The sequence below is a fragment of the Agaribacter marinus genome (genome assembly GCF_030160655.1).
Taxonomy (GTDB): domain Bacteria; phylum Pseudomonadota; class Gammaproteobacteria; order Enterobacterales; family Alteromonadaceae; genus Glaciecola; species Glaciecola marina.
The window spans coordinates 257,569-271,383 of the sequence record NZ_BSOT01000007.1; the positions used below are offsets into that span (position 1 = coordinate 257,569).

Sequence of the window (13,815 nt, forward strand, 5' to 3'; positions counted from 1 at the left end):
GGAATTCAGAAATGGTAGCTGTTGTCGCTAGCGAAAGTGCTGGTTTGTTTAATTCTTCGTTGTCACTAATTGGTCCGCAAGGGGCGCATGGGAATGCTAACCTTGGACAAGGTAATGAGCGGGTTTTCGTGAATGCCAGCACTGGAAGTCTTGTCATACAAGGGCAAGATTCTGGTGTAGCGTCAGTGGGTGCTAATTTTGGTGTGCTACGCACATACAATAGTATGGGGAGTATTGACGACCAAAACGGGCAAGACAATTGGCGTCTTGGGTTTTTGAGTACTATTGAAGGAAGCTTTGGAAATAGCCAAGTGACACGAGTAACGGCAGACGGTGCGTCACAGACATTCGAGCGACAGGGCAGTACAAATACGTATTATAGTAAAGATGGAGCGGGCGCTCACGACAAATTGACGTACAGCAGTGGTACTTGGCAATACGAAGAAGGCAGCAGCTTGCTTCGTTTGGAATACGATAGTAGTGGTCGACAAACGGCAGCGCTTGATAAAAATGGATTTGGGCATCGTTACATCTATGAAGACGGGCAACTTAAAAAAATTCGATCAGACGTCGAAGTGGCTGAAGGCAGCATTACTACTTTAGAATCAACGATTGAGTACAAAGACCAGTTGATTGAATCGATTGTTAGCTTGGGTGCGAATAATGAAGATATTCGACGCCAGTATTATCAATACGATAAATTTGACCGATTAGAGCATGTTGTTATCGATTTAACGCCTGATGACAACAGTATTGCAGACGGAAAAGTCTATACCACAACATATGAGTATGAAAGTGATAGCTCTCAACGAGTTTCTTCAATTACTCAGACAGACGGAAGTACGCTTAGCTTTTTTTACTACGGCGCTGATGAGTCTAATACAGGCAAGATCAAAAGGATCGTTGATGGTGCAAATGGTGAAATGTCATACAGCTATGAAAGTGGCCTCGATAATACCACAATTACTAAACAAACGGTTGCTGGCAGAGAATACTCGTTTATTACCGATAGCGAAGGTCGGCTAATTGAAAAACATTCTTTAGTTGATGAACAAATAGTAAAAACGTCCTATATATACACTACCGAAGGTGAGATTGAATCTATCACGCAAGGATCGTCTCAATCGGTCACATTTTCTTATAGCAATGGTAATCAAGTTGGTCAAACTGACGGAGAAGGTAATTCTGTTAGCAGGCGATTTAACGCCGACAACTTACTTCTTGTCGAAAGTACATTGCTTGAGCAGCCAGGTGAAGCACCAAAGAACCTCTTGTCATATTATGTTTACGATGGCAAAAACTTACGTTTTTCTGTATCGCCAGAAGGTCGCGTATCGGAGTATGAATACAATTCGCTTGGGCAGCTTTATCAAGAAAAACGTTATCATTCGAATAAATATACGTTTGACTCCGAGGACATTCGGAGCATAGATAGTCCTGAACTGACCTTAAGTGATATGACGAATTGGTTGGCGTCAATTTCAAACGTCGATAAGCATGGCATCAGTATTGTAGAGTATGCATATGATTTCAGAGGTCAACTATCATCTCAAACCCAATATTCAGAAGTAAATGCTGACGGCAGTGCTAAGCAAGATAGTGCGCAAATAAACTATTATCATTACGATATGATTGGGCGATTGATTTCAGAGACGTCTCCTGAATTACGTCAAAAAGCATACGCTTACGACGGACTGAATCGGATAATCGCAGAGTATGACGTAGAGCAAGTAAGTGCCGCAAATGCTGATGCGAGTCCGACTGACCTAGAGACGCGCACCACGCTTGTAACCAACGAATATAATGACGCGTTAAAGCAAATAACAACGACACAACAAAATGGCCTTGTTACGACTAGTGAATTTGATGCAGCGGGAAGATTAATATCTATAGATACTGGCGTCGCAACCAATACAGACAAGTTCAATGAACAAGGTTTCTATTACGATGCAGAAGGTCGTCAGGTTGCCAATCTCCATGCGAATGGCGCAAAGAGCTATACCTTATATGACGACGCAGGCAGGGTTCAATATACGGTAGATCAAGCGGGTGTTATTACCGCTTATAGTTATACTGACGCAAGCCAACTTTCAACACTCATTACTTATGCAAACGAAACAGTATCAACGAGTGGATGGGTTGATGACACTGGTTTTGTTGAAGGTGAAGGGGGCTCTGTTGCGCTAACTGCAATTACTGCAGTGTTAGATAGTAGCCGTTCAACCGCCGAAGATAGAAAAATTCGTTATGAATATGACGATGCAGGACGTCAAATATTAAGCATTGATGCTTTAGGAGCCGTAACGGAATATCGATATGATTCCTCTAGTCGCAGAACGCACGTTATTTCGCATGACATTGTTGTTGATGTAAATCAAGAAAATATTTCAGCTCCAACGCCTTCTCAAAAAGCGCGTATCGAACGAACATTTTATAATGATGACGGCTTGGTAAAAGCAGTTGTTGATGCCGACGGCTATGCAATTGAGTTTGAATATGATGGCAGTGGTAGGCAAATTGCAACGACAGAGTTTGCTAGCCAGTCTTTTGTATATAGCGAATCAGGATACAACAAAGCGACACAACTTACCGGTAGTTGGGCAGAGCTTCAACCTGAGATGAGTGCAGATAGCGCAGATAGTGTTAGCTCACAAGGCCAAAATCGAGTATCACACACGCTATACAACGCTTTAGGGCAAATAATCAGCACAATTTCACCAGAAGGAAAGGTTAGATCAATCGAGTATTATGATGATGGTCAGGTGTATCGGACGATAGACTATTTTCTACCTGAATATACATATGCCGATGGTGATTTAACCCTGCCGCAAGCGCATCTTGAAGACGTAACGATTACCTATACGTATAACGAACGCGGTCAGGTAAGTACCGAAACTCGTTTGCCAAATGGTGCCGTAACTATCTTCGGCTACAACATTCAAGGCTATCTAATTAGCACAAGTACGCATTTAGTAGGTGATGAGAGTGGTGAAAGTGCTAGAAATACGATCTTTAAAAAGGATGAGCTTGGCCGGACCGTAGGGCTTGCAGATGGCGAGGACGCGGCATCGATTAGCTTGACGAGTGAAACCGATATTGTTGCAGCTATAGATGCTTTAGATAATTCTCAAATTTTTGACAAGAAAGGACGCCTAACGTCGTCGACTGATGAAGAAGGGAATACTACTTACTATTTCTATGATTCACGTGATTTAGTTGTTGCTACTATTTCAGACGCTGGTGAAGTAAGGCGCAATGAATATAACAATTTTGGAGAACTTGTCGAACAAATCAGCTATGTTAACCGTTTGCCCATAGAAGCAATAAGGACGCTGAATGGCGGAGATATTACCAGTGGTTTGAGCGTTACCTTAAATGGCGCGGCTAGCGATAACGATATAAAAACTGACTACAGTTATACCCGTCGTGGCAACTTGGACATAACCTCTACGAATATTCGTAACGGTGCAGCAGCGAATGGACGCTATGTAGATAACGACTACAATCGCTTTGGAGAGTTATCGTTTGTAAATACAAAATTAAGTGATAGTGAAATTAGAACTGACAAGTTTATTTACAATGCCAGAGGTTTGCGCATTGGAACGACGATTGATTTTGATAACAGCAGCGCGAACAACACAGCAATAAATGCCAATATGTCCACCAGGTATGACGCATTTGGGCGCATTGTTAGTCAAACCGATGCAGAAGGCAACGAAACCCTTTTTGCTTACAATGACCAAGCCGGTGAAGGGACAGAAGTGACTTTAAGTTACCAATCGAATCGCGGCAGAGTGTCAGAGGTTACAAGCTACGATTTGTTAGGTAGGACGGTTACTGTTCAAAAAGGTGTATTGACTAACAATGATTTAGACGTCGAAAATCAAATCACATATCAATACGATGGCGCCAATAGAACTCAATTTATCATTGATGGCGAAGGAAACGCGACTCAACTATCATTTAATGTACATGGTGATTTAACCGATACTGTAAATGGAAAAATGCTGGGCGGTGAATTAACCGATATCCAGGCGCATACGCATTTAGAATACGATAAAGATGGCAATACTGTTACCCGAATTGAGGGATATGGTAGCAGCAATACAGTTACTACAACATATATATATGATGATAATAATCGCTTAACACACTCGACACTAGACCCCGACGGCATCGCCGCTTTAACACGATATCATTATGACAATGAGGGTCGTGTTGTTACTAGTATAGATCCTGAAAACCACAAGACTCGCTTTGCTTATGATGGCGTTGGTCGTCTTGCGCACACGATTGATAGCACAGGTAGCCTGACTTCATATACGTATGATGCAAACGGCAATAAAACCAGTGAAACTGTCTTTAATGCTGACTTTAGCCCTTATGTTAACGGCTATGATAACGATGATGCTTTATCAGCGAATGCTATTTCGCGGTGGGTCAGTGATACAAGTGCTGCAGTAGGCATGCAATATCACTATTTATATGATGCAAGTGATAGGTTGGTTGCATCATTTGACCCAGTTGGTGCAGCAGTCGTAAATAGCTACGATAAACGAGGCTTAGTCATAGCTCAACGTAAATTTGCGAATTCAGCACCGTTGTCTGTAACAGATAAGTTAGCGATGGCGTCTGGTGAAATATCTGCTGACAATGCAGACACTCTTTTACCATTAGCGATCGCTGATAAAGACACGCAGAGTGCGTCGATTTATGATGACAATGGACGTGTTGTCTTCAGCTTAGAAAGTGACACGAATGGACAAGCAAGGGTTAAACAAAATATTTATGATGCAGCAGGCCTATTGGTACAAACCCGCGCATTCGCTACAACAATACCTTATGGCGAAAGTTATACGCCGGCCAATGTCGCCGCGCAATTAAGTTTGACAGAACAAAATGGTGAATCTAACGACGATCTCACTACTCAGCACAGAGCTTCACGTTTTTATTATGATGGAATAGGCCGACTGCGCTTTACGATCGACAGTGAAGGCAACGTTAGTGAAACTCGATATGATGATGCAGGTAGAGTGGAACGCACGATTTCATATGCTAAATCGTTAAGTGAGATCTCCGGTCTTAGTGATTTGCCTAGCGTTAATTACAGTTCATTGACAGCGGCTTATTCCAATCCAGTTTTTCATGCTGATGATAGAGTGTCAATCACTACATATGATAGTGCTGGACGCATAGCGTCGACAGAAACTGGAGGTCTATCTGAGAGTTGGACATACAATAGAGCAGGGCAAAAAACAAGTTATACGAACCGCAATGGTGAGGTCTGGCTGTATGCTTATGACAATGCCGGAAGGTTGACTCGAGAGTTTACCCCTATTATTGAGAATGTGCAGTGGCAACGTGATAATTCAATTCAGGCGCTGTCATTTGCTCGACAAGTAACGGAAATTACTTATGATGACTTGGGTAACGTCACGTCCCGCAAAATCGGTGTCATTCCTTTAAGACGCGCAACGACAACAGCAACTGGAAGTACAGCAAAGTTTTTACTCGACTCTGCAAGCGTCAGTCAATTAGCTGACGCAGAAATAGAGCAATCTCAAACGACCGTTTTTGAGTACGATGAATTAGGTCGTCAAACAAAAGTAATAGAACCAAACGCAGATAATGCCCCGTCTGTTTCATCAGAAACATTCTATAACCCTTTGGGGCAGGCAGTGGTAAACAAAATTGTTACTGACGGTTCAACTATTTATAGTTACAAAGCCTATGATGCTGCAGGTCAAGTACGATTTGATGTAGATGCAGAAGGCTACGTTAGTGAGTACGAGTATGACGCATTCGGAAATCAAGTATCGTTAACTAGATACGAAAAACGCCTTACCATGACATTGCGAAACTCAGCAAACGAGATTCAAATAGCAGCAATACAGTCACGTCTTGGCTCTTTGGGGGCAGGAAGAACAATTACCAATGAATATGACTCGTTAGGCCGAGTAACATCTGTAACGCAACCTGAGGTTCAATTCGGCAGCGTAGATGGCAACGGAAACATCTTGTTAGCACGAGGCGCGCCACTAACCACATATGAATACAATGCCTTTGGAGAAGTTGCTCATACCTATGAGAAAATCAATGCCAGCGAACATGCCGTTACATCATATTTTTACGACAAGTTAGGCAATCAGACGCATGTAATTGATGCAGAGGGGTATGTTACTCAGCGTTCGTACAACGCATTTAACCAAATCGATGGCCTAAGGGAATATGCTGAAGCAACCAGTGAGCGGGCTTATAGACCAACGCCTAGTGAGACTGTGAAGGATCGTGTTTGGGAGTATGAATATGATACTTTAGGGCGCAAAACTAAAGACATACAGCTAAATATTCAACATCATCATGTCAGTGGCAATGAGAGTTTGTCAATTGGTGGGCCTGACAATGAAAATAGTGAAGTAGAAACTGAATACGATAACGTAGGTAATATCGTAAGAATTGACAGCAATGGACGCGTTAGCGTAAATACATACGACGCGTTAGGTAGATTGACTCAAAGCGCGTTACCTCAAACCGAAGTAGTGACCAACGCTGCCACATTGACTGATTCAGTTAACCGCAGTACTCAGTCGTTAGTAACAGAGTACCGATATGATATTCATGGCAATGCGATATATACCATTCAAGGAGTGGCATCAGTTGACACTTCTGAAAAAACAATCGGCACGTTATCTGCTTCTGACAACAATAACCGTGTACTAACTCAATGGTTTAATGCACGCAATAACGTAATAAAACTAAAAGCGGCAAATAATGCCGAAACCACTTTTAGCTATGATTATCGTGGCAACATAGTAGAAGAAAAACGTGCGTTTTTGAATCCTGGTGTAGTGTTCAATTATGACGTAAAAGCAACACTATATATTGATATAGATATTGACCAATTAGGTAATCGAACCAGCGATCCTATTAGAGAAGAAATTACTTTACCTTCAACAGTCAATTTTGATGAGAATACTGGGATTCTATCGGGCTTTTTGCATAAAAATTTCCTTAGTGATATAGAAGCGCTAGTAATAGACGTTATAGTTACTAATGAGCTAGGAGAACAAGTCGCTAGCGTCACCACTGACCGGATTGCAAGCAGTAGTTCACAAATCAGTATTCGAGAAGAAATTCCTAATTGGCGATTCAGTTCAACACCCGAACAAACTGAATATTCGATTACAAATTACAGGTATGACAATTTAGGTCAAGTAACAGACACTACCTTATCTCACTTAGCCGACGATACAAATACTATTCAGAGTAAACTGGTCTCTGAGTACAACAGCTATGGTGAGATAGATGCTCAAGGTGACCCACAATTTAACGGCGCTAGCAATGCGGCATTGCAGGAATACTTTGTTTACGATAATGCCGGTCGCCTGACGAATACCAATCAAGGGGATGGCGCACAAAAACAATATGTTTACGATTTACGCGGAAATGTGGTTAAGAGTACTCACGCTATTCAAGGTGACACGTTCAACAAACTTGATGCACTCGGACGAGTTGTCACGCAGTATCAAAGTAGCAGAGAAGTATACTTACCATCGTTCAGAGTAACGTTAAATCAGACACCACGCGTTAGACAAGAATATGATCGTTGGGGGAATATTACTCAACTAACCAATGCCTTAAATAAAACAACCACTTATACCTATAATCACAATAACCAAATATTGTCTGAGACAAGGCCCATTGTTTCTATTGTCGACGAGAATGGCAATGCTAAACAAGATAGTCCGACTTTTCATAACCGCTATGATATTCATAACCAGCTTATTGGGCGCCAAGATGCCAATGGCAATTGGCGCTACAATACGTTTAATGCGGGTGGCGATTTAACTAGGACCCAAGATGAAACAGGTAACAGCACATATTTGGGCTACAATGTATTTGGCGAACAAGTCACCACTGAAAACGCTATCGGATATACTTCTGTTAATAAAGTTAACAAGCTTGGGCAGGTGGTTGAAACAGGCGACCTGCGCAGAGCAGACGAACAAAGCTCATTGCAGTATAAAAAACTTAATACATTTGAATATAATGAGTTAGGTCATAAAACTGCATTTACTAATGCACTTGAACAAACATACGAATATAACACCGATATTCGTGGCAATATAATTCGCTCGTATACACCAGAAGGCGTTGAGATGAGCTATGCCTTTGATCGTAAAGGCAATCAAATAAGAGAAACTTACGAGCGTATATACGAAGGTACAAATGTTGAGCAAGTAACGTCGCGATTTAATTATTTCGGTCAACAAGTGTACAAAAACGACTTAGGCGGCAACGAATATCGGTTTGAATATGAGCAAGGCCAGCTACAAAATCGTAAACTAGATCTTAAAATTACTAACTATACATCTGACGATCAAACGGTCAGTTACGAATATTATGACAATGGTTTACTGAAAAAAATTAGCGATTCATCAACGGGTAGCAGTAGTAACTTTGCGTATGACCTCAATGGGCAGTTAGTTAGCGAAACGCGTAACGTAACTAATAGCCTTGGTGAGGTCTTAGTTGAACGTACCGATACTATTTATGACGACTTAGGCAGAGTGGCACGGGTATTGGTGACAGAAGTGCCAAATGAGAGTGCGAGTGGCGCCGAAAAAATACGTTCGGCGTTAACTTATACATATGATGCCATGGGTAACCGCCGTACGGTAGAAGTACTGAATGGTTATAGCGGCAATATTAGTTTAGAAGCCGCACCAATTGTCAATCCGAATGCGCCAGATATACATTATACTCCGGCAAGTATTGGTGAAGCGTACCGGCAAACGATAGGCTTCTCATCTGAAATATTTTTAAACCCTAGCAGCACTGCACCGACTTACGACCTCTTATATAAAGATGGCAATGAGTATGTTGAAGTGCCAGCGAACCATTGGCTGCAACTAGAAATAGCGGGTGAAGGTGATGAACAAACGCTTTCCTTAGTATCATCGAGCGCCCAAGGTGGAAAGCATGAATATGCTATTCGAGCATCAAATGCGAATAAACCTGAGTTTTTCACCGTATTGCCCATTTATTTGCCCGTTGTAAGTGACTTAAAGCCTCGATTTACTAGTGTGCAAGGTTTTTCGGGGGTTAAACCGATTATTGAAGGTCACGTTTATGAAGAAGTAGTTGATTTAAATAAATATATCGAAGACCCAGAAGGTAATAGGCTAAATTTTACCTTGAATTTAGCTGAAGGACAAAATATCCCCAGTTGGCTGCTAGTCGGTTACCTTAAAGAGACAACCGATGGGCGCCCCCAGTTTGTATCACTTGACATTCAAGGGTTAAGATCCATTCCACTGTCAAGCAATGCAACAAAATTATTGTTTCGAACAACAACCAATGCATATGGGGATCCTAGAATTGTCCCTATAGATCAAAGTATTGATTCGATTGACTTTAGTATCGTTGCGAATGATGGCGAGTTAAACTCAGTTCCGCTTGATTTAACCCTCAATATTGAGGCATTAGAATTAGTACCTATTCCTACCTTAGTACACGGCGAAGGCGCAGATTTTACCTATCAAGTAAAGGTAAAGAATGTGCCTGCGGGGCATAAAATCAGCTATAAATTGGTGCATGAAGAGGTACTTGGTCGCCTTAGCATAAATAAAGAGACTGGTTTACTTTACAATAAGGCTGGGTCATTCCGTCACGGTTCATACCCTGTAACGGTTGTCGTTACTAACGAAACTACAAAACAAGTACTTACTCAATCATTTGATATTAATGTTCAAGATACGGTTGCGTCTACACCCGATGACGGCTCTATGTACATCGAACATATTCCTACGTTGCGACATGGTGAGTCATTAATTAACGAATTAAAGCATGATGTTGTTGTTAAAAATGCAGGTGAAAACCTTAAATTTAGCTTGCAGTTTACGGGGGATTTGGGGCGGCTTAGGATTGATCAATCTACAGGTGTATTGACTAATGTTGCTGGTGCATATAAGCAGGGAACATACCTTGCAAGAGTTTTTGTTACTGATCTTGACTCTGGTATCTCAGTATCTCAGCGATTCCATATTGTGGTAGACGATACGATCCATGAAGAAATGAGTATTGAGTCAATCGGCGAACTTATCAATGGAACGCAAACGTTATCTCATGACGAAGGTAAGGAATATTCATATCAAATTAACGTAGCTAATATTCCTATTGGGCACGCTATTGAATATGAGATTCAGCATGAAGAAATACTTGGACGTCTAGAGATAAATCCGTTTACAGGCTTACTTAGTAATAAAGCCGGTGGCTTTAAGCAGGGATCTTACCCAATCACCTTAATTGTGAGAGATGTAACCAAAGGAACTGAGCTCCAACAAGCGTTTGTACTCGTTGTGAATGATACGGTTACGCCAGCACCCCTGAAAATTGGCACTATAGGTACGAGAATTGACGGCATGGACACGATTGTTCATGGAGAAGGTGTAGGTAATAAATTTACACAAGCAGTACCGGTAAGTAATAAACGTGTAGCAAGCTCACTCACCTACGAGCTCATTCACACCCTAGAAGAAAATGATGAGTTGCTAGGGCGGTGGACGATAGATAGAAAAACTGGCGTAATGGAGAATATTGCAGGAGCGTATAGGCAAGGCACGTATTACGGAACTGTTAGGGTAACAGAGTCCTTTACGGGGCGCGTAGCGGAAAAAAGCGTACGGTTAGTCGTAAACGATACTATAGATGAGACGACACTGCCACCTACAGAACCGACACCACCTAGTGCTCCAGAGGTTAGTTTGTCGAGCTACTCTGTAAAAGAAGGGCAGCATAAAAGTGTAGACATAATTGTGCCAAATGGAACAACGATCAATGCTGTTGGCGGTTTACCTTCAGGGATGAGATTAGTAGGTAGTACAATTACTGGGGCACCTGAGTTTAGCGAGAGTGGTGAACATTCAATTACGGTTTATGTAGATGTTCAGGGAACAACTTATAATAAAGAATTGATGTTATTTGTACAGAATACAAATACCACACCATACAAAAACAACGTCAAGAATTTTGTTTTGGAGATGAAAGCCGGTGACGTCGAGAGGAATTTTCCACTATTTGATAATTATTTTAAAGATGACGAAAGTATATCTCAGCTTAAATATAGAATTGTTAGTCGTGAAGGAGCTGATAGTGCTAGTCTAAAACTCATTAGTGATGGAAGACGATTATCTTATACTCGGACAGATGATGGATACCATACTGTTTCAGCAACAGTTATTGCGACCGACTTAGATGGAAATGGGTTGGACTCAGAGCCAGTCACATTTACCTTTGAGTACCCAGGCGTTACACCAGAACCAGAAGTTAACACCAGGCCTTACTTTAAGAATACCCCAGCTCACTTACGCGAAGGATTTGTGTCAAGTACTGAGTTTTCGGGTCAGTTTGATTTACGCCAACATTTCGACGACGACAACAATGGTGATACCTTAAGTTTTCAGTTGAGTAATGGAAGTGCTTCAGGATACAGGATAGAGGGAAATTACCTAATTTATGAGCGTCTCACTAGTGCTTGGCAAAACCCTAAAGCGTCGGTACGAGCATATGATGGTAAGCAATACTCTAGTAGTTACGCCAATTTTGAGTTTATTGTTGATAATCTAGACCCAAGCTTCGCGCCAACGGTAAAGTTCTTCAAAAAGCCAGAATTTGTTGAAGGTAGCCGCGGAGGCTTTTTCCTTTCATTGACGGGCGCGGGTACAAAAGTTATCAGTGTCGAAAAGCCTGATTGGCTCGACTATGACGGAGATGAACAATTTGGTGGTGTTCCTGGTTACCACGATCAAGGCAAGCATGATCTTGTTGTAACGATAGAAGATATTTACGGTAGACGCGTAACAGAAACGCTTTCTTTCAATGTTGCTGATAACTCGATGAGTATTAGAAGTATTCCGACGCTTCGTCATGGCGAATCACCTACAAATGCATTAGCATATCAAGTTAGGCTTAATAATGTTAAACCAAATCATAGTATTAGTTATTCATTTTCCTCTAGAGGTGGTTTCGGGCAATTATATGTAAGTGATACTGGCTTGATTACTAATATTGCGGGTAGCAGAAAAGGAGGAAATACATATTCACCGACATTGTTGGTAAAAAACAATACTACTGGCGAGCAAGTTTCTCAAACATTTAATATTGTTGTCGAGGACACGCATATTGATGGTACGATACAGCCTAGAAGCGCACAAGCGGCCAGCGCTTCGCTAATTTCTCCACAGTTGTCTACTCAAGTCAGTCTCCTATCACAGGCAAATGAGAGTACTACTGAGACGTTAAATATTGCTGATTTGAACGATGGTTCACCAATACTTGCTACGACCAGACAGTTGTCAACATCTGTAACACCAAGTGCATCACCTGTAGTGTTAAGTAATACAGTTGCGTTAACTCAGGCAACTAGTGCTTCAAATGATATCAGCACTGCAGACCAAATAGCACACTTCACCTTTGATAACGATGCCAGTGATGTGACTGGTGCGACTAACAGTAATTTAAGTGGCGGTGCCAGTGTTGATGTTGACGGTGGCTTATTTGATGGTGCACTGCGCTTAGACGGAGTAGACGACAGAGTAATCATTAATAATCGCGATGGTATTAACTCGCAAGGCATGTATACATCTAAGACCATCGCCTTGTGGTTTAAAATGGATGATGCCAATGGCGGGCGTCAGGTGATTTATGAGCAAGGCGGCGCGCATGGTGGTTTAAATATTTATATCGATAATGACACTTTGTATACCGGTGGTTGGGATATCAACCAACAAGGCAATGACGCCGAAGTTTGGCCCGGTACCTTTAAATCTATTGGTGGACTTGAAGCGAATAAATGGTATCACGTCGCCTTGGTGTTGGATGCTAATGAGACGCCTACGCAGTTAACGCAAGGTGCGTTAAGGGCATATTTAAATGGGACGGAGTTTGATACTGCCAACAGCCAAGGCATGCAGTTAGCCACGCACAATAATGGTATTGGTGTGGGTGGTATAAACAGCGAAACCCGCATGCATGATGGTATGACAGCAGGTAATGCGTTCTTCGCAGGCGCTGTGGATGATGTGGTGTTATGGAACCGGGTGCTAGATGATATCGAAATCAGTCAATTGTCTAAGGTTATCGACCCCGCGTTATCGATGGCAATATTGGTGGATGACCACGAAGAAATTTTCTTTAACGGTGAGTTGGTTGACGGAGGATTGACCGGCGACAGATGGAATCAAGCCGAAGCAGTGAATGTCACGCAGCAAACTGGTAAGAATGTGATTGCGGTTAAGGCCGTGGATACAGGCGGTGGTTACCGTATGGTCGCGCAAATTGATACAACCAGTGGTCGTTTTCATAGTAATGGTAAGTGGAAGGTGTCGAGCACTTATCAGGCGGGTTGGCAGGACGTCGACTTTGATGATAGCGCTTGGGAAGATGCGCGGGAATTGGGCGTGTTTGACCGCACTGACCAACATGGCATTGCACCTGATGGTATTGCTAAAGAGATTTGGTCACAAGATGCAGGCGGTACGGTGTACTTCCGTTATGTGTTGGATTACGACGATGTGACGGGGGAAACCACCGATGTTAATGTTATATACGGTACAGATAATAAACAAACGCTTACGGGTACTGCAGAAGATGAAATCTTAAAAGGCTATGGCGGCAACGACACTTTAAAAGGCGGCGGTGGTGCCGATGTGTTAATCGGCGGCGCGGGGAATGACCGGCTAGAAGGTGGCGGGGGTAAAGATACCTACATTTACCGCCGGGGCGATGGTACCGATGAAATCAGAGATACGAGTG

The 13,815-nt window shown here is 42.2% G+C and carries 1 protein-coding gene; it reads left to right on the forward strand.

Going from position 1 to position 13,815, the window contains the following annotated elements:
* Positions 1-11: 11 nt before the first annotated feature.
* A partial coding sequence (locus QQK00_RS15665; RefSeq protein WP_348521160.1) for a LamG-like jellyroll fold domain-containing protein occupies positions 12-13,815 on the forward strand: 13,804 nt, incomplete at its 3' end.